Origin of the sequence: Citrobacter sp. JUb117 (genome assembly GCF_024809055.1) — a bacterium.
Lineage (GTDB): Bacteria > Pseudomonadota > Gammaproteobacteria > Enterobacterales > Enterobacteriaceae > Citrobacter > Citrobacter gillenii.
In genome coordinates, this window is sequence record NZ_JANUFB010000003.1 from 417,315 (window position 1) to 440,628 (window position 23,314).

Sequence of the window (23,314 nt, forward strand, 5' to 3'; positions counted from 1 at the left end):
AAGGGGCTGTAGATGTTAGGTATTATTTTGACGGGTCATGGCGGGTTTGCCAGCGGAATGGAAAAGGCGATGAAACAGATTCTGGGGGAACAGTCTCAGTTTATCGCCATCGACTTTCCAGAAACCTCAACCACCGCCTTGCTCACTTCGCAACTTGAACAAGCGGTGAGTGAACTGGACGCTAAGGAAAATATCATTTTTCTGACTGACCTGCTGGGTGGCACTCCGTTTCGTGTCGCGTCTACCCTGGCGATGCAAAAACAAGGAAGTGAAGTGATCACCGGTACCAATCTGCAGCTTCTGCTGGAGATGGTGCTGGAGCGTGAAGGCTTGAGCAGCGAAGAATTTCGTCTACAAGCACTGGAGTGCGGGCATCGCGGCCTGACCAGCCTGGTCGATGAGCTGGGACGGTGTCGCGAGGAACACCCCGTTGAGGAAGGGATATGACACAACTGCTGCGCGCCAGACGTCTGCTGACTGAACAGGGCTGGTTGGACGATCATCAATTACGTATAGAAGAAGGCACTATCACGACGATTGAGCCTATCCCCTCTGGCGTGATGGGGCGTGATGCCGACCTGCTGTGCCCTGCTTACATCGACACCCATGTCCACGGAGGGGGTGGCGTCGATGTTATGGATGAAGCGGCAGACTCACTCGACAAGCTGGCGATGCACAAAGCACGTGAAGGGGTAGCCAGCTGGCTGCCCACTACCGTCACCGCCCCATTGCAGGATATTCACGGGGCACTGCAACGAATTGCCCATCGCTATCATTCAGGTGGCCCCGGTGCGCAAGTGCTGGGCAGCTATCTGGAGGGACCGTATTTCACGCCACAGAATAAAGGCGCGCACCCGCCTGAGTTATTTCGGGAGCTGGAACTTAACGAGCTGGATGAGCTGATTGCAATTTCCCGGCAAACTTTGCGCGTGGTGGCGCTGGCACCAGAGAAACCAGGCTCATTGCAGGCTATTCGGCACCTCAGGCAACAGGATGTCAGGGTGATGCTGGGTCATAGTGCTGCAACCTGGGAACAAACCCGAGCCGCCTTTGACGCCGGTGCAAATGGGTTAGTGCACTGCTACAACGGCATGACAGGGCTGCATCATCGGGAACCCGGTATGGTCGGCGCGGGGTTAACCGATCCGCGCGCATGGCTGGAGCTTATTGCCGACGGACACCACGTCCACCCGGCAGCCATGACGCTGTGCTGCAACTGTGCAAAAGATCGGATAGTGCTAATCACCGATGCAATGCAGGCCGCCGGTATGCCCGATGGGCGCTATACGCTGTGTGGCGAAACGGTAGACATGCGCGGCGGTATCGTACGGACCGCTTCTGGCGGTCTGGCCGGCAGTACACTGTCCGTTGATGCGGCCGTTCGCAATATGGTCGAATTCACCGGAAGTACGCCAGAAGATGCTATCCATATGGCTTCACTGCATCCTGCTCGCTTGTTAGGTATTGATCACCAGCTAGGATCATTAAAAACGGGCAAGCGTGCCAGCATTATTGCCCTTGATAGCGCTCTGCATTTACAACAAATCTGGATCCAGGGCCGCACGTTCCCACTCTAGACCTTTCACTGTGTATGCTATTGGCCTTCGCTTAAACACCGCAAGGCCTTTCTTTTCCTTTCGAAGTAACAAACGCCATACGCTACGATTCCAAACTTAAATCTTATATATCAATAAGATAATAAAATCACACTCTTGCACGATCACAATTTTCGTTTTATTTCCTTTTATTCATTTGAACTTTCAATTTCTTTTCTATACATTTAATTCAACTGATTACATGTACAAGTGAAACGAAACGAAAGATAGCGACAAGTTTGCCAGCGTCTGATGTGGAATTCACACGACTAAGGACTGAGTTATGCCAGAAACCTACACCCCTGTTCGCGCGATAACGGGCACCTGGACAGAAGAAGAAATTCGCCAGCAGCCCGCCAGCTGGATCCGCTCTCTCAGCAATATCGAAAAAATCCGATCCTCCATCGACAGTTTTCTCGCACCCTTGTTGCGTAAAAGCGATCTGCGGATCGTACTGACGGGAGCGGGAACCTCCGCGTTTATCGGTGACATTATTGCCCCATGGCTCGCCAGCCACACCGGAAAGAACATCAGCGCCATCCCGACAACCGATCTGGTCACCAATCCAATGGATTATTTGGCACCAGCGCATCCGCTGCTGTTGGTCTCTTTTGCCCGGTCGGGTAACAGCCCGGAAAGTGTTGCAGCAGTTGAGTTGGCGAATCAGTTTGTCCCTGAATGCTATCACCTCTCAATCACCTGTAACGAAGCGGGCAGCCTGTACCAAAACGCGGCCGATAGCGATAACGCGTTTGCACTGCTCATGCCTGCAGAAACGCACGATCGCGGTTTCGCGATGACCAGCAGTATCACCACTATGATGGCCAGTTGTCTGGCGGTATTTGTTCCAGAGAAAATCAACAGCCAGACATTCCGCAACGTGGCCGATCGCTGTCAGGCGATCCTGACGTCACTGGGCGATTTTAGCCACGGCGTGTTTGGTAACGAACCGTGGAAACGGATCGTTTACCTCGGCAGCGGTGGATTACAAGGTGCCGCACGTGAATCAGCGTTGAAAGTTTTGGAACTCACGGCGGGTAAACTGGCCGCATTCTATGACTCGCCAACCGGTTTTCGCCATGGTCCTAAATCACTGGTCGATAACGAAACGCTGGTCGTGGTGTTTGTCTCCAGCCATCCCTATACACGTCAGTACGATCTCGATCTGCTGGCAGAGTTACGTCGTGATCAACAGGCACTGCGCGTTGTGGCCATTGCCGCAGAGACCGATGCCATTATTGAAGCCGGTCCACATATTCTATTGCCACCTTCACGCACTTTTATCGATATGGAGCTCGCTTTCTGCTTCCTGATGTATGCCCAGGTGTTCGCACTGACGCAATCCATCAGTATCGGCAATACACCGGATACGCCTTCTGCCAGCGGTACAGTCAACCGCGTCGTTCAGGGCGTTGTTATTCATTCCTGGAACGGCTAAAAGGATCGCATCATGAGCATTATTTCTACGAAATACCTCCTGCAGGATGCCCAGGCAAAGGGCTATGCCGTACCTGCGTTTAACATCCACAATGCCGAAACGATCCAGGCTATCCTCGAAGTCTGTAATGAAATGCGATCGCCGGTGATCCTCGCCGGAACACCAGGCACCTTTAAGCATATTGCGTTAGAAGAGATCTACGCGCTATGCAACGCCTACTCCACAACCTATGACATGCCTCTGGCACTGCATCTTGACCATCACGAATCGCTGGACGATATCCGTCGTAAGGTGAACGCTGGAGTGCGTAGCGCGATGATTGACGGCAGCCACTTCCCGTTCGAAGAAAACGTGAAGCTGGTGAAATCCGTTGTGGATTTTTGCCACGCCAAAGATTGCAGCGTTGAAGCTGAATTGGGTCGTCTGGGTGGCGTTGAAGATGACATGAGCGTGGATGCAGAAAGCGCTTTCCTGACAGATCCTCAGGAAGCAAAACGTTTTGTCGAACGTACTGGTGTAGACAGTCTCGCCGTCGCTATCGGCACCGCGCACGGTCTCTATACCAAAACCCCGAAAATTGATTTCCAGCGTCTGGCAGAAATTCGTGAAGTGGTCGATATCCCACTGGTATTGCATGGCGCAAGCGATGTACCTGATGAATATGTCCGCCGCACCATTGAGCTGGGGGTGTGTAAGGTCAACGTCGCCACCGAACTGAAAATCGCCTTTGCCGATGCGGTCAAAGCCTGGTTCGCAGAAAATCCACAGGGTAACGATCCCCGTTACTACATGCGTGTCGGTATGGATGCCATGAAAGAAGTGGTACGTAGCAAAATCGCTGTATGTGGTTCGGCAAACAGATTATTAATTTGCGAAACTCTCGTTCATTCTTGAAAGTCATGCTGAATGATGTCCGCACCCTGGCTGGTGTGGACATCAACAATTGGATTTACTCTCCCTGCTGTTCCAGGGCGTACTTATACAGCGCATTCTTTTTCACGCCGTGGATTTCGGCAGCCAGTGCGGCGGCCTTTTTCAGCGGCAGTTCTGCCTGTAACAGCGCCAGCGTCCGCAAGGCATCGGCCGGGAGATCGTCGTCCTGCGCTTTATGGCCCTCAACAATCAGCACCATTTCGCCTTTACGGCGGTTTTCATCTTCTTTTACCCACGCCAGCAATTCGCCGACCGGGGCGCCGTGAATGGTTTCCCAGGTTTTAGTCAGCTCGCGCGCCAGCACCACATAACGCGACTCTCCCCATACGGCGACCATGTCTTCCAGGCTGTCGAGCAGACGGTGGGTAGACTCATAAAAAATCAGTGTACGGGGTTCCGCTTCAATGGCCTTCATTGCATCGCGACGGCCTTTGGATTTGGCGGGCAAAAAGCCTTCGTAGCAAAAACGGTCAGATGGCAGGCCTGCAGCACTTAATGCGGCGATGGCCGCGCAAGGACCCGGTAGCGGCACAACTCGAATACCCGCCTCACGACAGGTACGCACCAGGTGATAGCCAGGATCGTTAATCAGCGGCGTTCCGGCATCGGAAACCAGCGCGATGTTCTGGCCCTCCTTGAGCTTCGCCACCAGCATTTGGGCTTTTTGTTGCTCATTGTGATCGTGTAACGCAAACATACGGGCGCTAATCGCGAAGTGTTGTAATAATAATCCGGTATGACGGGTGTCTTCAGCGGCAATTAAATCAACGGCTTGTAAAACTTCGAGCGCTCGTTGGGTAATATCAGCCAAATTTCCGATAGGAGTAGGTACAATAAAGAGTTGGCCTTGAGAATTATCCGCCGATTCGTGTTGTTTCATTGTGTCGTCCGTATTGCCGATTTAATATTGAGCATTGCGTAAAAAATATCACTGGATACAGTATGGTACCCTCAACATTTTCTCGTATGAAAGCCGCGCGCGCTCTGCCAGTCATTCTGGCAGCATTGATTTTCGCCGGTTGTGGCACCCAGGCGCCAGACCAGAGTGCAGCCCATATGCAGGGCACAGCACAAGCTGATTCCGGCTTTTATCTGCAACAGATGCAGCAAAGCTCAGATGATAGCAAGACCAACTGGCAATTACTCGCCATTCGTGCACTGCTGAAAGAAGGTAAGAGCCAGCAGGCTGTCGATCTGTTCAACCAATTGCCGCAGAACCTGAACGATGCCCAGCGTCGTGAACAATCCCTGCTGGCCGTTGAGATCAAACTTGCGCAGAAAGATGTCGCGGGCGCGCAGGCCCTGCTGGAGAAGCTAAAACCAGCCGATTTCGATCAGAACCAACAGGCGCGTTACTGGCAGGCACAAATTGATGCCAACCAGGGGCGTCCATCGTTAACGCTGCTGCGTGCGCTAATCGCTCAAGAGCCGCTGTTGGCCGCCAACGATAAGCAGAAAAACATCGATGCGACCTGGCAGACACTCTCGTCAATGACACCAGAGCAGGCGCAGGCGCTGGTCATCAACGCTGATGAAAATGTTCTGCAAGGCTGGCTGGATCTCCAGCGCGTCTGGTTTGATAACCGTAGCGATGCCGACATGATGAAGGCCGGCATTGCCGACTGGCAAAAACGCTATCCGCAAAACCCGGGGGCAAAATTACTGCCCACGCAGTTGGTTAACGTCCAGAGCTATAAGCCAGCGTCCACCAGCAAGATAGCCCTGCTACTGCCGCTGAACGGTCAGGCCGCTGTTTTTGGTCGCACTATTCAGCAGGGTTTTGAAGCAGCGAAAAACAATGGCACGCAACCGGTATCAACCCCTGTCGCCGCAGCCCCTGCAGCCGTCACGGACGCCACCACGCCCGTGGCACATCCGCAGTCCGTCGACGGCGTGGCCAGCCCTTCCCAGGCCTCGGTGAGCGATCTGACCAACGATGCGCCAGCACAGCCAGCCACACCGGTTAGCGCGCCGCAAACAGCACCAACTCAGCCAACGACGGCCAGCGCCCCGGCGAATCCTTCCGCAGAGCTGAAAATTTATGACACCTCGTCACAGCCGCTGAATCAGATCCTGGCCCAGGTGCAGCAGGATGGTGCCAGCATTGTTGTCGGCCCTCTGTTGAAGAACAATGTTGAAGAACTGATGAAGAGCAGCACGCCGCTGAACGTACTGGCGCTTAATCAGCCTGAAGCCGTGCAGAACCTGGCGAATGTGTGCTACTTCGCGCTGTCACCGGAAGATGAAGCGCGCGATGCCGCACGTCACATCCGCGATCAGGGAAAACAAACCCCGCTGCTGTTAACGCCGCGTAGCGCGTTAGGCGATCGCGTGGCAAACGCCTTTGCACAGGAATGGCAAAAACTTGGCGGCGGCGTGGTGTTGCAACAGAAATTCGGCTCTACAGCAGAACTGAGAATGGGCGTCAACGGTGGTGCAGGGATTGCCCTGACGGGCAGCCCGGTCGTCTCCTCTACACCAGCACAGCCTGGCGTCACGATTGGTGGACTCACCATCCCGGCTCCGCCGACCGATGCGCAAATCACCGGTGGTAGCGGTCGTGTTGACGCCGTGTATATTCTGGCCACGCCGGAAGAGATCGCCTTTATTAAGCCGATGATCGCCATGCGTAACGGCAGCCAGAGCGGTGCCACGCTGTATGCCAGCTCCCGTAGCGCGCAGGGTACTGCCGGTCCTGACTTCCGCCTGGAAATGGAAGGCTTGCAGTACAGTGAAATTCCGATGCTGGCCGGCGGCAACGAACCGCTCATGCAGCAGGCGCTTAGTGCCGTGCGCAACGATTACTCGCTGGCACGCATGTACGCTATGGGCGTCGATGCGTGGTCGCTGGCTAACCACTTCACGCAAATGCGTCAGGTGCAGGGCTTTGAAATTAACGGCAACACTGGCGCATTAACCGCCACGCCGGATTGTGTGATTAACAGGAAGTTATCATGGCTCAAATACCAGCAAGGACAGGTCGTCCCCGCCAGTTAACGAGTAAACAGACCGGTGACGCGTGGGAAGCCACCGCGCGTTGCTGGCTGGAGGGCAAAGGACTGCGTTTTATCGCCGCCAACGTGCGCGAACGCGGCGGCGAAATCGACCTGATAATGCGTGAAGGCAAGACCACCGTCTTTGTTGAAGTCCGTTTTCGTCGTTCCGCTCTTTTTGGCGGGGCGGCGGCGAGTGTGACCCGCAGCAAACAACAGAAATTATTACACACCGCCCGCTTGTGGCTTGCGCGCCACAATGGGAGTTTTGATACTGTGGATTGTCGGTTCGATGTGTTAGCCTTCACCGGAAATGATGTTGAGTGGTTAAAGGATGCCTTTAATGACCACTCATAATTGAAGATTTAAGGATTAGCGTGTTAGACAGAATTAAAGTCTGCTTTACAGAAAGCATTCAAACTCAGATTGCTGCGGCTGAAGCGCTCCCGGATGCGATTTCCCGTGCAGCCATGACGCTGGTTCAATCCCTGCTCAATGGCAACAAAATTCTCTGTTGTGGTAATGGGACATCCGCTGCCAACGCACAGCATTTTGCTGCCAGTATGATCAACCGTTTTGAAACAGAACGGCCCAGTTTACCTGCTATTGCACTAAATACTGATAATGTGGTCTTAACTGCGATTGCCAACGATCGCCTGCACGACGAAGTTTATGCAAAACAAGTCCGTGCGCTGGGACATGCAGGTGATGTTCTGTTGGCAATTTCTACGCGTGGCAACAGTCGCGATATCGTTAAAGCCGTTGAAGCTGCCGTCACCCGCGACATGACGATCGTCGCTCTGACCGGTTATGACGGGGGAGAGCTGGCCGGATTATTAGGGCCGCAGGATGTCGAAATCCGCATTCCCTCACACCACAGCGCACGCATTCAGGAAATGCATATGCTGACGGTGAACTGCCTTTGCGATCTTATCGATAACACGCTTTTCCCTCACCAGGATGATTAAGGAGTACACATGAAGGCATTTTCGCCGCTCGCAGTGGTTCTTTCTGCGCTGCTGTTGCAAGGCTGTGTCGCTGCCGCCGTTGTCGGAACGGCAGCTGTCGGAACGAAAGCCGCAACTGACCCTCGCAGCGTCGGCACCCAGGTAGATGATGGAACCCTGGAATTACGCGTCAGTACCGCGTTATCAAAAGATGCCCAGATCAAGAAAGAAGCGCGCATCAACGTCAGCGCCTATCAGGGTAAAGTGCTACTGGTGGGGCAGTCTCCTAACAGCGAGTTGTCTGCGCGGGCGAAACAGATTGCAATGGGTGTAGAAGGCACGACGGAAGTGTTTAACGAAGTCCGTCAGGGTCAGCCAATCGGCCTGGGTGAAGCCTCCAACGATACCTGGATCACCACCAAAGTGCGCTCCCAGCTGCTCACCAGCGATCAGGTAAAATCATCCAACGTTAAAGTGACCACCGAGAACGGGGAAGTCTTCCTGTTGGGTCTGGTTACCGACCGTGAAGCGAAGGCTGCGGCGGATATCGCCAGCCGGGTCAGCGGCGTGAAACGCGTCACGACCGCGTTTACATTTATTAAGTAATACTGCTACAGATGCCGGATGGCGACGCCTGGGCGTCTTATCCGGCCTACAGGACTTCATCGTTTGTAGGCCGAATAAGCGTCAGCGCCATCCGGCATTTTATTTAGCCCTTTCGCGCAGCTCGGACGAGGTCAGGATCGAAGCCCCTTCATGTCCTGGCGCAAGTGCCTCCACCAGCATTGCCCGTGCGACATCACGTGCCTCAATAGATTTCCAGTTCCCCGGTAACAACTTGAATAATGGCGCAAAGAACTTTTCATTCGCTCGCTGTTGTTCCCTGTCACCCAGCAACATCGAAGGCCGTACAATCGTCAACCTAGGCCATTTCTGCGCAATCAGCGCCTCTTCCATTTCACCTTTAACCCGATTGTAGAAAAACGGTGAGTGCGCATTGGCCCCCATCGAACTCACCACCAGCATATGCTGAGCCCCCAAACGGCGCCCCGTCAGGGCGGTATCCACTACCAGCGCATAATCAGCGTGGATAAAGGCCTCTTTACTGCCCGCTTCACGTCGGGTGGTTCCCAGACAGCAAAAAACAATGTCGACCGGATCGGTGACCAGTGCCAGCGCATCGGTCAACTGCGGATCGTGAGGGTTAAAGACGCCAACCGTATCGGCGAGCGGGCGGCGCGTTGGAGCCGTAATCGCATGGACCCGGGGCTCGTTCAGTAGCATCCGCAATAAATGTCCGCCCACCAGACCCGTGGCTCCGGTTATTAACACCTGGCTCATCGCTTATCCTTTCCCTTCAATCATTCCTCTAACTATAGATCACGTAGCCAGAGCAGCTTTTTACCAAAGCCCAGCGTGTTGTCAGTGAACTTGATTTCATCAAGACGAATCTCCCACACGGGTGCAGACAGCATTCTGGCGACGGGGAAGCGACGATTATACGCTTTACGCGCGTCGTCGCTCTCCTGCCCCTCCAGACGCCTGATTTCGCCTTTAAACTGGACGCCACGGATCAGCGCGACCGTTTTGGGTTGACCGTTTACCGTCCCGGCAACGGACGCGCATGGGCCGGACATCTGGGCATGGCGAGTTTTATCTTCGGTGAGCACATAGAAGGCAACCTTCTGCGCATCAAACAGATAAAACGCATTGGCGCACCACAGTTCACCGTCATGATGCACACACCAGGTCACGACGTGCTGTTTTGCCAGCCAGCGCGTCACCGCAGTCAGTGTTTCCATTTCTGTTCTCATTTATACTGTAGGCCTGAAAATTATCACGTCGATGGTGACAATGACACCCTGGTATCTGTACCTGATCCGTACCGCAGACAACGCCCTGTACACCGGAATAACCACCGATGTGCAGCGCCGCTATAAGCAACATCAAAGCGGAAAAGGCGCGAAAGCCTTGCGTGGGAAGGGAGAGTTAACTCTGGCATTTGCCGCGCAGGTCGGCGATCGTTCGCTGGCCCTGCGTCTGGAATATCGAGTCAAGCAGCTCACAAAGCGTCAGAAAGAACGCCTTGTAGAAGGTGAAGGGCTTGAGGCATTGCTGAGTAGCCTACAAGCCCCGGTGCTTAAAAGCGATTGAAGTGCTCGTGGTATTCCACCAGACCAGACACGCCCTCCAGCGCATCTTCTGCCAGGCGATGCACCTGGAACGCGCTTTCGGTGCCCGGCCAGCGGCAGTGTAGATCGTGGTGGGCTGCCAGCTCAAAGCCAAAGCGACTGTACAGTGCCGGATCGCCCAGCGTGACCACCGCGGCGTACCCAAACTCGTTCAGTGAATCCAGTCCCTCATAGACCAGCTGACGCGCCAGGCCCTGCCCACGGTAGTTTTCATCTACCGCTAACGGAGCCATACCGACCCATTGCAGATCTTCACCTTGCACATCAACAGGACTGAACGCGACGTAGCCGACCACCTGACCTTCGTCGTCGGTGGCAACCAGACCCAGCGTCAGAAAACCGTCTTCACGCAGGTCGTGCACTAACTTCGCTTCCGCATCGCTTTCAAAGGAACGACGCAGCAGCGCATCAATACCTGGGGCATCAATGGGAATTTCAACTCGAATCAGCATGGTTCACCTACCGAGGTCTGTTTGGTTTCTGGCGAATGTTTCATACCCGCCTCAACAAAGTCCGCCAGTTGCAGCAGCATAACGCGTAATGCTTTCGGCATCTGCTCCAGTTCAATGGCGTCCATCAGATTTTTCACATGTAGCCCTAATTCTGTATCGCCTTCAATCACCAGGCGACGCTGGAAGAAAAGCGTATCCGGATCCTGCTTACGCGCCGCAATCATCAATAAATCGCTGGCGTCTGCGCTAAAACTCACATCAGCGTCTGCGTTCTGACTGACGATAAGTTTGTCGTTCTCAACAGAGGTATACCATCTGAGGCCAATATCACGAACATTTATGCTCAACCAGCGACCGTCGAGAAACTCCAGTTCCCCGTCGGCCAGCGCCTGGCGAAATTGCCAGCTCAGAACCTGTTCCAGTACCTGGCGCTTGAGCGTAAAGGGCGTCAGTTTAACCGGTACACTCATCAGAGAAGGACCAAAATGTACTAAGCGTGAACGCAGTTTATCCAACACGAGCTTTACTCCCTGTTTCTATAGTCCGGCTATTTTGCCATATCAAATAAACGACATAGCGGCATAAATCAACAATTCGATACGAAATTGTTACCTCTTTATTGGTGATACCAATACGACTTTAACTGCCTCAAATCAAAAATTGTCTCAGCAAGGTTAACTAAAATCCCTCTTCGTTAACATTTTTGCGCCCAGGCGGCGTAACTTTCAGGATAAATTATGGAGCTGCTGTGCCCTGCCGGAAATCTCCCGGCGCTTAAGGCGGCCATCGAGAACGGCGCTGATGCTGTGTACATCGGGCTAAAAGATGATACCAACGCCCGTCATTTCGCCGGCCTTAATTTTACCGAGAAAAAATTGCAGGAAGCGGTGAGTTTCGTCCATCAACATCGCCGTAAGCTGCACATCGCGATTAACACCTTTGCCCACCCGGATGGGTACGCTCGCTGGCAGCGTGCCGTGGATATGGCGGCACAACTGGGCGCGGATGCACTGATCCTCGCCGATCTCGCCATGCTTGAGTATGCCGCAGAACGCTACCCGCATATTGAGCGCCATGTCTCTGTTCAGGCATCGGCAACCAATGAAGAAGCGGTAAATTTCTATCACCGTAACTTTGACGTCGCACGTGTGGTGCTGCCGCGTGTGCTGTCGATTCATCAGGTGAAACAACTCGCGCGCGTAACACCGGTTCCTTTGGAAGTGTTTGCCTTCGGCAGCCTGTGCATTATGGCGGAAGGCCGCTGCTATCTTTCGTCTTATCTGACGGGCGAATCCCCCAATACCGTCGGCGCGTGTTCCCCTGCCCGCTTTGTACGCTGGCAGCAGACCGCGCAGGGGCTGGAATCTCGCCTGAACGAAGTGCTGATTGACCGTTACCAGGATGGTGAAAACGCCGGATATCCCACGCTGTGTAAAGGGCGTTATTTGGTGGATGGCGAGCGCTATCATGCGCTGGAGGAGCCCACCAGCCTCAACACCTTAGAACTGCTACCTGACCTGCTGGCCGCCAATATTGCCTCGGTGAAAATCGAGGGGCGTCAGCGTAGCCCGGCCTATGTCAGCCAGGTGGCGAAAGTGTGGCGTCAGGCGATCGACCGCTGCAAAGCAGATCCGCAGAACTTCGTTCCGCAAAGCGCCTGGATGGAAACGCTCGGCTCTATGTCCGAAGGCACGCAGACCACACTTGGCGCGTATCACCGTAAATGGCAGTGAGAAAAGCAATGAAATATTCCTTAGGACCGGTGCTCTACTACTGGTCGAAAGAGACGCTGGAAGACTTTTATCAGCAGGCAGCCACCAGCCATGCCGACGTTATCTATCTTGGCGAAGCCGTGTGCAGCAAGCGCCGGGCGACCAAAGTGGGTGACTGGATCGACATGGCGAAGTCCCTCGCCGGGAGCGGTAAGCAGGTGGTCCTGTCCACGCTGGCACTGGTGCAGGCGTCATCTGAGCTGGGTGAGTTGAAACGCTATGTTGAAAACGGTGACTTTCTACTGGAAGCCAGCGATCTCGGCGTGGTCAATATGTGCGCCGAACGTAAGCTGCCGTTCGTGGCCGGGCACGCACTCAACTGCTACAACGCCGTAACGCTGCGTATTCTGCTCAAGCAGGGCATGGTGCGCTGGTGTATGCCGGTTGAGCTGTCACGTGATTGGCTGGTGAACCTGCTTAACCAGTGTGACGAACTGGGTATTCGCGACCAGTTTGAAACCGAAGTACTGAGCTACGGGCATTTGCCGCTGGCCTACTCTGCCCGCTGCTTCACCGCACGCTCCGAAGATAAGCCTAAAGACGAGTGCGAAACCTGCTGCATCAAGTATCCCAACGGGCGTGATGTCCTGTCGCAGGAGAATCAGCAAGTGTTTGTCCTCAACGGTATTCAGACCATGAGCGGCTACGTCTACAACCTCGGTAATGAGCTGGCGTCCATGCAGGGGCTGGTTGATATTGTGCGCCTGTCCCCGTTGGGAACCGAGACATTCGCCATGTTGGATGCCTTCCGTGCCAACGAGAATGGTGGTGCCCCGTTACCGCTTGCCACCCACAGTGACTGCAACGGCTACTGGAAACGACTGGCAGGCCTGGAACTGCAGATGTGATTAATAGCTCACTTTGTTAACAACAATCGCTAGTCTTTAATGCAATATTAAAAGATTAACCGGTAACAAAGTGAGCCGTTATGACTGACAAAACCATTCCGTTCTCGGTGCTCGATCTAGCGCCGATCCCTGAAGGATCCAGCGCAAAGCAGGCCTTCTCGCACTCTCGTGATCTCGCCCAACTGGCGGAAAAGCGCGGCTACCATCGCTACTGGCTGGCTGAACATCACAATATGACCGGCATCGCCAGTGCGGCAACCTCGGTGCTCATCGGTTATCTGGCGGCCAATACCACAACCCTGCATCTGGGTTCTGGCGGCGTGATGTTACCCAACCATTCCCCGCTAGTGATTGCCGAACAGTTTGGCACGCTGAATACGCTGTATCCGGGACGTATTGACCTCGGTCTGGGTCGAGCGCCGGGCAGCGATCAACCAACCATGCGCGCGCTGCGCCGCCATATGAGTGGTGATATCGATAACTTTCCCCGCGACGTAACAGAACTGGTGGACTGGTTTGACGCACGTGACCCGAATCCCCACGTGCGTCCGGTTCCCGGCTACGGAGAGCAAATCCCGGTCTGGCTGTTAGGCTCCAGTCTGTATAGCGCACAGCTGGCCGCTCAGCTTGGCCTGCCGTTTGCCTTCGCCTCCCACTTCGCCCCGGATATGCTGCACCAGGCGCTGCATCTTTATCGCACTCAGTTCAAACCCTCCACGCGTCTGGCAACACCGTATGCGATGGTATGCATCAACATCATCGCTGCCGACAGCAATCGCGACGCTGAGTTTCTCTTCACCTCTATGCAGCAGGCGTTTATGAAACTGCGTCGGGGTGAAACCGGACAACTCCCACCGCCGGTGGAGAATATGCATCAGCGGTGGTCCGCATCCGAGCAATATGGCGTACAGCAGGCATTAAGCATGTCGCTGGTGGGGGACAAAGCGAAAGTGCGTCACGGGCTGGAGTCAATCCTGCGTGAAACCCAGGCCGATGAGATTATGGTTAACGGGCAGATTTTTGACCATCAGGCACGCCTGCATTCGTTTGAGTTGGCGATGCAGGTGAAAGAGGAGTTGGTTGGGTAGGTCTAGGTTGCCCGGTGGCGCTACGCTTACCGGGCCTACGGGTTCGAGTAGGCCGGATAAGGCGTAGCCGCCATCCGGCACGCTACTTACTGATACACCGGCAACAAATTAACGCTCGACAGGATATGGATAACCGCGTTGCCGACGCCGAACACCAGAATCAGCGCAATCATCGGCTTGCCGCCCCAGACGCGGAATTTCGGGCTACCAAACCGCTTGCGGGATTTACGTGCCAGCAGCGCCGGCACAATGGCCGCCCAAATAGTGGCTGCGAGCCCTGCATAGCCAATGGCGTACAGGAAGCCGTTCGGCCACAGCAGGCCACCGACAATCGGTGGGACAAAGGTCAGTAAAGCGGTTTTCAAACGCCCCATTGCTGAGTCATCAAAACCAAACAGATCCGCCAGATAGTCGAACAGGCCCAGCGTCACGCCAAGGAACGAACTCGCCACGGCAAAGTTGGAGAACACCACCAGCAGCAGGTCCAGACTGCGGCTGTTCAGCACCCCACTCAGCGCCTGTACCAGTACATCAATGTTACCGCCCTGCTTAGCAATGCCAATGAATTCTGGGCGTGGAATATTGCCCATCGTCCCCAGCAACCATACGGTGTATAGCACCAGCGCCAGCAACGTGCCGTACACCAGGCACTTCACGATGGTCTTCGGATCTTTACCGTAATACTTCATCAGACTCGGTACGTTACCGTGATAACCAAAGGATGCCAGACAGAACGGTAGCGTCATCAGCAGATACGGTGTGTACGACGCATTGCTTTCTGCGACGTTAAACAGCGTGGTTGGGGATACATGTCCCATCAGGCTGCCGAAGGTCAGGAAGAAGGTGATCACCTTCGCACCCAGCACGATAGCCGTCATGCGGCTCACCGCTTTGGTACTCAACCACACCACAAACGCCACCAGTAGCGCGAAGCCAAACCCTGCCGCTCGCGCCGGGACGTTCAGCGACATCTCGGCAAAGGTATGGTGCAGAATCGAGCCGCTCGCCGAGATATACGCATAGGTCAGGATATACAGTACGAACGCAATCGAGATGCCGTTGACAACGTTCCAGCCTTTTCCCAGCAGATCTTTGGTGATGGTGTCGAAGCTCGAACCAATACGATAATTGAGGTTAGCCTCGAGGATCATCAGCCCGGAATGCAGCATGCAGAACCAGGTAAAGATCAGTGCCGCCATTGACCAGAAGAACCACGCCCCGGACATGACCACGGGCAGAGAAAACATCCCCGCGCCAATAATGGTGCCGCCGATAATCACCACGCCGCCAAGCAGCGATGGTGACGTTTGGGTGGTGGTTAGTGTTGCCATTTAGCCTGATCTCCAGTGTATTTACCCGTCATACTTCAAGCTGTAGATGCGTTGGCTGCACTCCGCCATCCCAGTCACTTACTTGAGTAAGCTCTTGGAATGTCCTCGTTTGCCGCCTTCCTACAACTCGAATTATTTAGGGTTAAAATTAGCTAATACAGTTCAATGCGCTGCACTGTACCAGTACACGAGTACAAAAGAAATAAAAAAAGCCCCGACCGTAAAGATCGGGGCTGTATATTTTACTTTACAGCTATGAAGCCAAGAGGCTTATGCGTCACCGCCGAAACGACGACGACCTGCGGAGTCATCACGACGCGGAGCGGAAGCATCGTCACGACGTGGAGCACGGCTGCCTTCACGACGTTCGCCGCTGAAACGACGACCATCACCACGGCCACCTTCACGGCGCTCAGCGCTGTTACCACGGTTTTCGCCACGACCACCTTCACGACGTTCGCCGCTGAAACGACCACCGCCGCCGCCACGACGCTCACCACCAGTGTGCGGTACTGCATCGCCAACCAGCTGCATGTTCATCGGCTTGTTCAGGATGCGAGTACGGGTAAAGTGCTGCAGCACGTCGCCCGGCATACCTTTCGGCAGTTCGATGGTGGAGTGCGTACCGAACAGCTTAATGTTACCGATGTAACGGCTGCTGATGTCACCTTCGTTAGCGATAGCGCCAACGATATGACGTACTTCAACACCGTCATCACGACCCACTTCAATGCGGTACAGCTGCATATCGCCAACGTCACGACGTTCACGACGCGGACGGTCTTCACCACCGCGTTCCGGACGGTCACCACGCGGGCCACGATCGTTACGATCATTACGATCGCCACGTGGAGCACGTTCATCGCGGTCGCGGAATTCGCGCTTAGGACGCATCGGTGCATCTGGTGGCACGATCAGCGGACGTTCACCCTGTGCCATTTTCAGCAGTGCTGCGGCCAGCGTTTCGATATCCAGCTCTTCTTCCGGCTGCATTTTCGCCAGCAGAGCACGGTACTGATCCAGATCGCTGCTTTCCAGCTGCTGCTGTACTTTCGCGGCGAATTTTTCCAGACGGCGTTTGCCCAGCAGATCTGCGTTCGGCAGTTCAACTTCCGGAATGGTCAGCTTCATGGTGCGTTCGATATTACGCAGCAGACGACGCTCACGGTTCTCAACGAACAGCAGCGCACGGCCAGCACGACCCGCACGACCGGTACGGCCGATACGGTGAACGTAAGACTCGGAGTCCATCGGGATGTCATAGTTAACAACCAGGCTGATACGCTCAACGTCCAGGCCACGGGCCGCAACGTCGGTTGCAATCAGAATATCCAGACGGCCGTCTTTCAGACGTTCCAAAGTCTGCTCACGCAGGGACTGGTTCATGTCGCCGTTCAGTGCAGCGCTGCTATAGCCGCTACGCTCCAGCGCTTCTGCCACTTCCAGGGTCGCATTTTTGGTACGAACGAAGATAATCGCCGCATCAAAATCTTCTGCTTCCAGGAAACGCACCAGCGCTTCATTTTTACGCATGCCCCAGACAGTCCAGTAGCTCTGGCTGATGTCAGGACGCGTGGTGACGCTGGACTGAATGCGTACTTCCTGCGGCTCTTTCATAAAGCGGCGGGTAATACGGCGAATCGCTTCCGGCATGGTTGCAGAGAACAGAGCGGTCTGATGACCTTCCGGGATCTGCGCCATAATCGTTTCAACGTCTTCGATGAAGCCCATACGCAGCATTTCATCGGCTTCGTCCAGCACTAAACCGCTCAGTTTAGAGAGGTTCAGGGTACCGCGCTTCAGGTGATCCAGCAGACGACCCGGCGTACCGACGACGATCTGCGGGCCCTGACGCAGGGCACGTAATTGCACGTCATAACGCTGGCCGCCGTAAAGGGCTACCACGTTCACGCCGTGCATATGTTTAGAGAAATCCGTCATGGCTTCTGCAACCTGAACCGCCAGTTCGCGGGTCGGTGCCAGCACCAGAATCTGAGGTGCCTTCAGCTCAGGATCAAGATTGTTGAGCAGCGGTAAGGAGAACGCTGCAGTTTTGCCGCTACCGGTCTGGGCCATACCCAGAACATCGCGACCGCCCAGCAGATGCGGAATGCACTCTGCCTGGATTGGAGATGGTTTTTCGTAACCCAGATCGGTAAGGGCTTCAAGGATAGGAGCCTTCAGGCCCAGATCTGCAAAAGTGGTTTCGAATTCAGCCATGTAGTACGTGTGCCTCAAAATTAATGGCGGCCAGTCTACATAACTCATCATGAAATTGATCTGCAATTTTCATTGAAAAGTGTGAACCGGCTCAAAGTAGGTGTATTAACGAACAACAACGCCCTCACCGGTGAAGGTGATGGCAATCAAAAAAGATTACGGGCTGATGTGTACGTCAGCTATTGCTGGTCCGATTCTGCCAGGTCATCTTGGTCCTGGCCCAGGAGCGATAATTCCAACAATGCGTATCGGTGCTCAACAAAGTTATGAACGTTGTTAGCCACCGCCAGTTTGAACAATGCCGTAGCGTTGTCCAAATCCCCCAGACTTAGGTAGTACTTACCTAAATAGAAGTTGGTTTCACTGAGATGCTCAGCGAGCGAGGTGTTATCCGTTGCGTCCGCCTTCAGGCGCTCCATCAGCGTTGCTTCGCTAATGTTGCCCAGGTAGAACTCGACAATGTTCCATCCCCATTGCTCTTTATCCGATTTCTCGAAGCGCTGTATTAACGCTTCTTTAGCCTGCTTCTCATCGAGCTTCTGCTCGGCGAGATACAGCCACAGACTGCGGAATGGATCATTGGGATCGTCTTGATAAAACGCTAGCAGATCATCTTGCGCTAACTTGTCGCGACCGCCGTAATACAATGCGATACCGCGATTTAAGTGCGCGTAGTTGTAAGTTGGATCAAGCTCAAGTACAGAATCAAACGCTTCATAGGCAGCATCAAAATTGCCTGCCTGCGTTAAATATATACCTAAGTAATTGAATACTTCAGGCATATCTGGTCGGATTGCCAACGCTTGTGAAAAATCATTTCGCGCTAGTGCCCTCAGACCGAGACTATCATACAACACTCCGCGCTCATATAAAAGCTGTGCGCGTTCGTCATCGGTTAAAGCCCGACTGGCAAGAATTTGTTCCATACGTGCCAGAATCACTTCCTGCTGTAAAGTCGGTTGCAGTGGTACTGCGAGGACTTCACTCTTACGCCAGGCGGAATTACTGCATCCAGCCAGCGTGAGTGCTGTCGCAACGAAACACCAGCGCAAAAAAGGCTTCATTTCCCACTCCCGAAGACAACGATTGAATGAACGTCCTGTTCCCCGGTTGCTAACAAGGCTTCCTGCCGGGTTAAAGGCCCCCCGCTCACGCGGAGGGCAATGGCAACCTTACTCGCCGAGGCTTGCCGGTGCTTCCGGCGCAGCTGCTGGCTGAGACTGCTCAGTTGCTTCTTTAATGCTCAGACGTACGCGGCCCTGGCGATCAACTTCCAGAACTTTAACCGGTACTTCCTGACCCATCTGCAGGTAATCGGTCACTTTCTCTACGCGCTTGTCAGCGATCTGAGAGATGTGTACCAGACCTTCTTTACCGCCACCGATGGCAACGAATGCGCCAAAGTCAACGATACGGGTCACTTTACCATTGTAGATACGGCCAACTTCGATTTCTGCAGTAATCTCTTCGATACGACGGATAGCATATTTCGCTTTTTCACCGTCGGTCGCCGCGATCTTCACAGTACCATCATCTTCGATTTCGATGGTGGTGCCGGTTTCTTCGGTCAGAGCACGGATAACAGAACCGCCTTTACCGATAACGTCTTTGATTTTGTCCGGGCTGATCTTAATGGTGTGGATACGCGGAGCGAACTGAGAGATGTCGCCGCGCGGCGCATTGATCGCCTGTTCCATCACGCCCAGGATGTGCAGACGCGCACCTTTAGCCTGGTTCAGAGCAACCTGCATGATCTCTTTGGTGATACCTTCGATTTTGATATCCATCTGCAGTGCAGAGATACCATCGCGGGAACCCGCCACTTTAAAGTCCATGTCGCCCAGGTGATCTTCGTCACCCAGAATGTCAGACAGAACCACAAAGTTATCGCCTTCTTTCACCAGACCCATCGCGATACCCGCAACAGCGGCTTTGATCGGCACGCCTGCGTCCATCAGTGCCAGAGAAGCACCGCACACGGAAGCCATGGAAGAAGAACCGTTGGATTCGGTGATTTCAGACACAACACGTACGGTGTACGGGAATTTGTCCAGTTCCGGCATCACTGCCAGCACGCCGCGTTTCGCCAGACGGCCGTGACCAATCTCACGACGCTTCGGAGAACCGACCATACCGGTTTCGCCTACGCAGTACGGAGGGAAGTTGTAGTGGAACAGGAAGTTGTCAGTACGCTCGCCCATCAGTTCGTCGAGGTTCTGCGCATCACGGGTGGTGCCCAGGGTCGCAGTAACCAGCGCCTGAGTTTCGCCACGGGTGAACAGTGCGGAACCGTGAGTACGCGGCAGTACGCCAGTACGCACGTCCAGACCACGGATCATGTCTTTTTCGCGGCCATCGATGCGCGGCTCGCCTGCCAGTACGCGGCTACGAACGACGTTTTTCTCGATAGCGTGCAGGATTTCACCCAGTTCGTTAGCGTCCAGGGTTTCGTCTTCTGCAACCAGCTGAGCGATGGTTTCAGATTTGATCACGTCAACCTGAGCATAACGCTCTTGTTTGTCGGTGATACGGTAAGCATCGCTCAAACGCGTTTCTGCCAGCGCGGCAACGCGTGCATTCAGCGCTTCGTTGACAGCTTCTGGCTGCCAGTCCCAACGCGGTTTGCCAGCGACTTTAACCAGCTCGTTGATTTCTTTGATAACAATCTGCTGCTGTTCGTGACCGAATACGACAGCGCCCAGCATCTGGTCTTCGCTCAGCAGTTCAGCTTCGGATTCAACCATCAGTACGGCAGCTTCAGTACCGGCAACAACCAGGTCCAGCTTGCTTTCTTTCAGTTCGTCTTGAGTCGGGTTCAGTACATACTGGTCATTGATATAACCAACACGAGCAGAACCGATCGGGCCGTTGAACGGCAGACCAGACAGGGACAGCGCAGCGGATGCGCCGATCATTGCCACGATATCTGGGTTAACCTGCGGGTTAACGGAGACAACGGTCGCAATAACCTGAACTTCGTTGATGAAACCTTCCGGGAACAGCGGACGAACCGGGCGGTCAATCAGACGCGCGATCAGGGTTTCGCCTTCACTCGGACGGCCTTCACGACGGAAGAAGCTACCCGGGATACGGCCAGCAGCGTAGGTACGCTCCTGATAGTTAACGGTCAGCGGGAAGAAATCCTGGCCTGGCTTGGTCTTTTTCTGACCAACAACGGTCACAAATACCGCGGTGTCATCCATGCTAACCATAACAGCAGCAGTAGCCTGACGAGCCATCATGCCGGTTTCCAGCGTTACGGTATGTTGGCCGTACTGGAATTTACGAACGATCGGATTAAGCAAAATAATATCCTTTCTCTTTTTTTAACGGCGTATTTATACACGCCATCGTTAATACCCGACCTTCTGCGCATCCTCGCGACTAATGACAACCCTAACCCACGCGTATTGGGTAAAGCCTCTCATTAGCCGCGCGAACCTCTGCGACGGAAGATCATTCATAGCAACAATACATTAGTTTCCAGCGAATTGCTGCCATCTGCTGGAAAAAAGGGGCCATGAAGGCCCCCTCTTTCTGAAACTCGAAAGACTTAGCGACGCAGACCCAGACGCTCGATCAGCGCAGTGTAACGTGCAACATCTTTACGCTTCAGGTAGTCGAGCAGTTTACGACGCTGAGAAACCATACGCAGCAGACCACGACGGCTGTGGTGATCTTTTTTGTGTTCAGAGAAGTGACCCTGCAGGTGGTTAATCTGTGCAGTTAACAGAGCAACCTGAACATCGGTAGAACCGGTGTCGTTTGCATCACGACCAAACTCAGAAACAATTTTAGCTGTAGCTTCAGTACTTAGAGACATTTTAAAACTCCAAAGTGTTAAGAATGTAAGGACGCCGATCTCTAATTCAGCGATCCCAGTGTATACACTTCATCCTTCAAACTGCCTCTGCGTTGGCTGCGTCCGCTCACCTCAGTCACTTACTTCAGTAAGCTCCTGAGGATCCTCAGACTTGCCGCCTTGATGCAGCTCGAATGATTTTGTGTACACGCCGCGCGAACTGTTAAATAATTTACGCGACGTTAAGCGGCGGTATTCTACTCGCAGCGCCTGCTTATCGCAAGACAGAGAGCGCTATGCAGGATACTCAACCACCAGTCGACGAGGGGCGACACGACCTTCATCGTCGATCTCCCCCATGCCGATAAATTTGCCATCATCGCCTTCCGTCACGCGAACCAGCCCTTCCAGCGGCACGCCCGACGTACGTACCGGATTACCATTTTTAAAGTAAACCGATGATGTTAAAGGCAGATTAACAATGGGGTAGTCCGATGCCGGACTGTCCATTGGCATCAGCAGCGGATCAAGTAATTCTGCCGCCGGAATGTTCTGCTGTTCAGCCTGTTCAACCAGGCTGTGCAGATGTTCCAGCGTGACCATGCGGTCTACCGGATACTTGCTGACCGTCAGACGACGCAGATACGTCACGTGCGCGCCGCATCCGAGCGTCTCGCCCAGATCGTCAACAATCGTGCGAATGTACGTGCCTTTGGAGCAATGGACTTCCAGCTCCAGTTCATTACCTTCGTGGCGAATAAACAGCAGTTCGTACACGGTAATCGGTCTGGATTCACGCGGGACCTCAATACCCTGACGCGCGTACTCGTACAGCTTTTTACCCTGATACTTCAGCGCTGAGTACATCGACGGAATCTGTTGGATGTCACCGCGAAACGTCTCCAGCGCGCTGGCAAGCTGTTCCGGGGTAAACGTCACCGGACGCTCCTGCACAATTTGCCCATCGGCATCAGAGGTATCAGTACGCTGTCCCAGGCGGGCCACCACGCGATAGCGTTTGTCAGAGTCCAGCAGGTACTGCGAAAACTTGGTCGCCTCTCCCAGGCAGATAGGCAGCATGCCTGTCGCCAGCGGATCCAGCGCACCGGTATGACCGGCACGGTTGGCATTGTAGAGGCGTTTTACTTTTTGCAGCACGTCATTGCTGGACATGCCTTGCGGCTTATCCAGCAACAGGACGCCATGAATGTCGCGACCACGACGACGAGGACGACTCATTAGTCCTCCTTGCTGTCGTCCGCAGGATTCACACGACGTTCATCGTCATGCTTCACCACGCTGGTCACCAGGTTAGACATGCGCATCCCTTCGACCAACGAGTTGTCGTAGAAGAAAGTCAGTTCCGGCACGATACGCAGGCGCATGGCTTTACCCAGCAGAGAGCGGATGAAACCTGAGGCTTCCTGCAAGGCTTTAATACCGTTCTTCACGGCAGCTTCGTCCTTGTCATTCAGGAACGTCACGAACACTTTGGCATACGCCAGGTCACGAGACATCTCAACGCCGGACACGGTAGTCATCACGCCGACGCGCGGATCTTTGATTTCGCGTTGCAGGATGAGTGCGATCTCTTTTTGCATCTCCTGGGCCACGCGCTGCGGGCGACCAAATTCTTTCGCCATAATAAATTCTCCAGAATAAAGACAAAAAAGGGGCCATAAGCCCCTTTTTAAATTTCATTG

25 protein-coding genes are annotated in these 23,314 nt (G+C 54.1%); 12 read left to right on the forward strand and 13 right to left on the reverse strand.

Features of this window, described 5'->3' with window-relative positions; all coding sequences use genetic code 11:
- Positions 1–12: 12 nt before the first annotated feature.
- The 4 genes from agaF to kbaY all read left to right on the forward strand — a co-directional run bounded on the left by agaF (position 13) and on the right by kbaY (position 3,927).
- Positions 13–447: a PTS galactosamine/N-acetylgalactosamine transporter subunit IIA gene (gene agaF, locus M2374_RS09340; RefSeq protein WP_115257413.1), complete on the forward strand. Its 435-nt coding sequence runs from the start codon at positions 13–15 to the stop codon at positions 445–447.
- Positions 444–1,577 (forward strand): N-acetylglucosamine-6-phosphate deacetylase, encoded by a 1,134-nt coding sequence (nagA, locus tag M2374_RS09345; protein WP_115257412.1) that lies wholly within the window; start codon positions 444–446, stop codon positions 1,575–1,577. Before agaF ends, nagA begins: the two co-directional genes overlap by 4 nt.
- A gap of 301 nt (positions 1,578–1,878) precedes the next feature.
- On the forward strand, positions 1,879–3,033 hold the full coding sequence (locus tag M2374_RS09350) for an AgaS family sugar isomerase (RefSeq protein ID WP_117342723.1): 1,155 nt from the start codon (positions 1,879–1,881) through the stop codon (positions 3,031–3,033).
- A 12-nt stretch (positions 3,034–3,045) separates the two neighbouring features.
- Positions 3,046–3,927: a tagatose-bisphosphate aldolase subunit KbaY gene (gene kbaY / locus M2374_RS09355; protein WP_181490928.1), complete on the forward strand. Its 882-nt coding sequence runs from the start codon at positions 3,046–3,048 to the stop codon at positions 3,925–3,927.
- Between the two features lie 55 nt (positions 3,928–3,982).
- Here the strand turns inward: kbaY and rsmI are convergent, their stop codons facing one another.
- Positions 3,983–4,846 (reverse strand): 16S rRNA (cytidine(1402)-2'-O)-methyltransferase, encoded by an 864-nt coding sequence (gene rsmI / locus M2374_RS09360; protein WP_115257408.1) that lies wholly within the window; start codon positions 4,844–4,846, stop codon positions 3,983–3,985.
- A 62-nt stretch (positions 4,847–4,908) separates the two neighbouring features.
- Here rsmI and M2374_RS09365 point away from each other — a divergent pair, with 62 nt between their 5' ends.
- Genes M2374_RS09365 through dolP form a run of 4 tightly spaced genes read left to right on the forward strand, consistent with a single transcriptional unit; the run spans position 4,909 to position 8,512 of the window.
- Positions 4,909–6,963 (forward strand): penicillin-binding protein activator, encoded by a 2,055-nt coding sequence (locus M2374_RS09365; RefSeq protein WP_181631834.1) that lies wholly within the window; start codon positions 4,909–4,911, stop codon positions 6,961–6,963.
- Positions 6,921–7,316, forward strand: a complete 396-nt coding sequence (locus M2374_RS09370) for a YraN family protein (protein ID WP_096755549.1) — start codon at positions 6,921–6,923, stop codon at positions 7,314–7,316. The genes M2374_RS09365 and M2374_RS09370 overlap by 43 nt, the downstream gene beginning before the upstream one ends.
- Positions 7,317–7,336: 20 nt before the next feature.
- Complete coding sequence (diaA, locus tag M2374_RS09375; protein WP_048213380.1) at positions 7,337–7,927, forward strand: DnaA initiator-associating protein DiaA; 591 nt, start codon at positions 7,337–7,339, stop codon at positions 7,925–7,927.
- Positions 7,928–7,936: 9 nt separating this feature from the next.
- The gene (gene dolP, locus M2374_RS09380; RefSeq protein ID WP_115257406.1) at positions 7,937–8,512 is read left to right on the forward strand and encodes a division/outer membrane stress-associated lipid-binding lipoprotein; all 576 of its coding nucleotides are present in this window, start codon (positions 7,937–7,939) and stop codon (positions 8,510–8,512) included.
- Positions 8,513–8,611: 99 nt separating this feature from the next.
- Here the strand turns inward: dolP and M2374_RS09385 are convergent, their stop codons facing one another.
- Together M2374_RS09385 and M2374_RS09390 are read right to left on the reverse strand one after the other, a co-directional pair.
- Complete coding sequence (locus M2374_RS09385) at positions 8,612–9,247, reverse strand: NAD(P)H-binding protein (protein ID WP_181688712.1); 636 nt, start codon at positions 9,245–9,247, stop codon at positions 8,612–8,614.
- 32 nt (positions 9,248–9,279) lie between these two features.
- A complete protein-coding gene (locus tag M2374_RS09390) occupies positions 9,280–9,708 on the reverse strand; it encodes a YhbP family protein (RefSeq protein WP_115257404.1) in 429 nt (142 codons plus the stop codon).
- 52 nt (positions 9,709–9,760) lie between these two features.
- On the opposite strand from M2374_RS09390, the gene M2374_RS09395 reads away from it, so the two are divergent.
- The gene (locus tag M2374_RS09395) at positions 9,761–10,060 is read left to right on the forward strand and encodes a GIY-YIG nuclease family protein (RefSeq protein ID WP_115257403.1); all 300 of its coding nucleotides are present in this window, start codon (positions 9,761–9,763) and stop codon (positions 10,058–10,060) included.
- Here M2374_RS09395 and M2374_RS09400 read toward each other — a convergent pair.
- Together M2374_RS09400 and M2374_RS09405 are read right to left on the reverse strand one after the other, a co-directional pair.
- Entirely contained in the window at positions 10,047–10,550 is a 504-nt protein-coding gene (locus M2374_RS09400; RefSeq protein ID WP_115257402.1) for a GNAT family N-acetyltransferase, read from the reverse strand. The two genes, M2374_RS09395 and M2374_RS09400, sit on opposite strands and share 14 nt — an antisense overlap.
- On the reverse strand, positions 10,544–11,068 hold the full coding sequence (locus M2374_RS09405) for an SCP2 domain-containing protein (protein WP_115257401.1): 525 nt from the start codon (positions 11,066–11,068) through the stop codon (positions 10,544–10,546). The genes M2374_RS09400 and M2374_RS09405 overlap by 7 nt, the downstream gene beginning before the upstream one ends.
- A 219-nt stretch (positions 11,069–11,287) precedes the next feature.
- Here M2374_RS09405 and M2374_RS09410 point away from each other — a divergent pair, with 219 nt between their 5' ends.
- From M2374_RS09410 to M2374_RS09420, 3 genes are all read left to right on the forward strand, one after another.
- Entirely contained in the window at positions 11,288–12,283 is a 996-nt protein-coding gene (locus M2374_RS09410) for a peptidase U32 family protein (protein ID WP_096755542.1), read from the forward strand.
- An 8-nt stretch (positions 12,284–12,291) separates the two neighbouring features.
- Positions 12,292–13,170, forward strand: a complete 879-nt coding sequence (locus M2374_RS09415) for a U32 family peptidase (RefSeq protein WP_137400196.1) — start codon at positions 12,292–12,294, stop codon at positions 13,168–13,170.
- Positions 13,171–13,250: 80 nt separating this feature from the next.
- The gene (locus tag M2374_RS09420; RefSeq protein WP_181688711.1) at positions 13,251–14,258 is read left to right on the forward strand and encodes a luciferase-like monooxygenase; all 1,008 of its coding nucleotides are present in this window, start codon (positions 13,251–13,253) and stop codon (positions 14,256–14,258) included.
- 86 nt (positions 14,259–14,344) lie between these two features.
- Here the strand turns inward: M2374_RS09420 and mtr are convergent, their stop codons facing one another.
- From mtr to rbfA, 8 genes are all read right to left on the reverse strand, one after another.
- A complete protein-coding gene (gene mtr / locus M2374_RS09425; protein WP_096755539.1) occupies positions 14,345–15,589 on the reverse strand; it encodes a tryptophan permease in 1,245 nt (414 codons plus the stop codon).
- Positions 15,590–15,859: 270 nt separating this feature from the next.
- Positions 15,860–17,809 carry a DEAD/DEAH family ATP-dependent RNA helicase gene (locus M2374_RS09430; protein WP_181688710.1) on the reverse strand — a complete coding sequence of 650 codons (1,950 nt, stop codon included), beginning with the start codon at positions 17,807–17,809 and terminating at the stop codon, positions 15,860–15,862.
- Entirely contained in the window at positions 17,802–17,882 is an 81-nt protein-coding gene (gene yrbN / locus M2374_RS09435) for a protein YrbN (protein ID WP_010723222.1), read from the reverse strand. Before yrbN ends, M2374_RS09430 begins: the two co-directional genes overlap by 8 nt.
- Before the next feature lie 106 nt (positions 17,883–17,988).
- A complete protein-coding gene (gene nlpI / locus M2374_RS09440; protein ID WP_096755537.1) occupies positions 17,989–18,873 on the reverse strand; it encodes a lipoprotein NlpI in 885 nt (294 codons plus the stop codon).
- Between the two features lie 108 nt (positions 18,874–18,981).
- Positions 18,982–21,114 carry a polyribonucleotide nucleotidyltransferase gene (gene pnp / locus M2374_RS09445; RefSeq protein WP_096755536.1) on the reverse strand — a complete coding sequence of 711 codons (2,133 nt, stop codon included), beginning with the start codon at positions 21,112–21,114 and terminating at the stop codon, positions 18,982–18,984.
- Positions 21,115–21,362: 248 nt separating this feature from the next.
- Positions 21,363–21,632 carry a 30S ribosomal protein S15 gene (gene rpsO / locus M2374_RS09450; RefSeq protein ID WP_096755535.1) on the reverse strand — a complete coding sequence of 90 codons (270 nt, stop codon included), beginning with the start codon at positions 21,630–21,632 and terminating at the stop codon, positions 21,363–21,365.
- Between the two features lie 273 nt (positions 21,633–21,905).
- On the reverse strand, positions 21,906–22,850 hold the full coding sequence (truB, locus tag M2374_RS09455; RefSeq protein ID WP_181688709.1) for a tRNA pseudouridine(55) synthase TruB: 945 nt from the start codon (positions 22,848–22,850) through the stop codon (positions 21,906–21,908).
- Complete coding sequence (gene rbfA / locus M2374_RS09460) at positions 22,850–23,254, reverse strand: 30S ribosome-binding factor RbfA (protein ID WP_115257397.1); 405 nt, start codon at positions 23,252–23,254, stop codon at positions 22,850–22,852. The genes truB and rbfA overlap by 1 nt, the downstream gene beginning before the upstream one ends.
- Positions 23,255–23,314 lie beyond the last annotated feature (60 nt).

Bases quoted from the DNA above. Each gene is read 5' to 3' on its own strand.
- agaF (WP_115257413.1), top strand. From the start codon at position 13: ATGTTAGGTATTATTTTGACGGGTCATGGCGGGTTTGCCAGCGGAATG.
- nagA (WP_115257412.1), top strand. From the start codon at position 444: ATGACACAACTGCTGCGCGCCAGACGTCTGCTGACTGAACAGGGCTGG.
- M2374_RS09350 (WP_117342723.1), top strand. From the start codon at position 1,879: ATGCCAGAAACCTACACCCCTGTTCGCGCGATAACGGGCACCTGGACA.
- kbaY (WP_181490928.1), top strand. From the start codon at position 3,046: ATGAGCATTATTTCTACGAAATACCTCCTGCAGGATGCCCAGGCAAAG.
- rsmI (WP_115257408.1), bottom strand. From the start codon at position 4,846: ATGAAACAACACGAATCGGCGGATAATTCTCAAGGCCAACTCTTTATT.
- M2374_RS09365 (WP_181631834.1), top strand. From the start codon at position 4,909: ATGGTACCCTCAACATTTTCTCGTATGAAAGCCGCGCGCGCTCTGCCA.
- M2374_RS09370 (WP_096755549.1), top strand. From the start codon at position 6,921: ATGGCTCAAATACCAGCAAGGACAGGTCGTCCCCGCCAGTTAACGAGT.
- dolP (WP_115257406.1), top strand. From the start codon at position 7,937: ATGAAGGCATTTTCGCCGCTCGCAGTGGTTCTTTCTGCGCTGCTGTTG.
- M2374_RS09385 (WP_181688712.1), bottom strand. From the start codon at position 9,247: ATGAGCCAGGTGTTAATAACCGGAGCCACGGGTCTGGTGGGCGGACAT.
- M2374_RS09390 (WP_115257404.1), bottom strand. From the start codon at position 9,708: ATGGAAACACTGACTGCGGTGACGCGCTGGCTGGCAAAACAGCACGTC.
- M2374_RS09395 (WP_115257403.1), top strand. From the start codon at position 9,761: ATGACACCCTGGTATCTGTACCTGATCCGTACCGCAGACAACGCCCTG.
- M2374_RS09400 (WP_115257402.1), bottom strand. From the start codon at position 10,550: ATGCTGATTCGAGTTGAAATTCCCATTGATGCCCCAGGTATTGATGCG.
- M2374_RS09410 (WP_096755542.1), top strand. From the start codon at position 11,288: ATGGAGCTGCTGTGCCCTGCCGGAAATCTCCCGGCGCTTAAGGCGGCC.
- M2374_RS09415 (WP_137400196.1), top strand. From the start codon at position 12,292: ATGAAATATTCCTTAGGACCGGTGCTCTACTACTGGTCGAAAGAGACG.
- M2374_RS09420 (WP_181688711.1), top strand. From the start codon at position 13,251: ATGACTGACAAAACCATTCCGTTCTCGGTGCTCGATCTAGCGCCGATC.
- mtr (WP_096755539.1), bottom strand. From the start codon at position 15,589: ATGGCAACACTAACCACCACCCAAACGTCACCATCGCTGCTTGGCGGC.
- M2374_RS09430 (WP_181688710.1), bottom strand. From the start codon at position 17,809: ATGGCTGAATTCGAAACCACTTTTGCAGATCTGGGCCTGAAGGCTCCT.
- yrbN (WP_010723222.1), bottom strand. From the start codon at position 17,882: ATGAAAATTGCAGATCAATTTCATGATGAGTTATGTAGACTGGCCGCC.
- nlpI (WP_096755537.1), bottom strand. From the start codon at position 18,873: ATGAAGCCTTTTTTGCGCTGGTGTTTCGTTGCGACAGCACTCACGCTG.
- rpsO (WP_096755535.1), bottom strand. From the start codon at position 21,632: ATGTCTCTAAGTACTGAAGCTACAGCTAAAATTGTTTCTGAGTTTGGT.
- truB (WP_181688709.1), bottom strand. From the start codon at position 22,850: ATGAGTCGTCCTCGTCGTCGTGGTCGCGACATTCATGGCGTCCTGTTG.
- rbfA (WP_115257397.1), bottom strand. From the start codon at position 23,254: ATGGCGAAAGAATTTGGTCGCCCGCAGCGCGTGGCCCAGGAGATGCAA.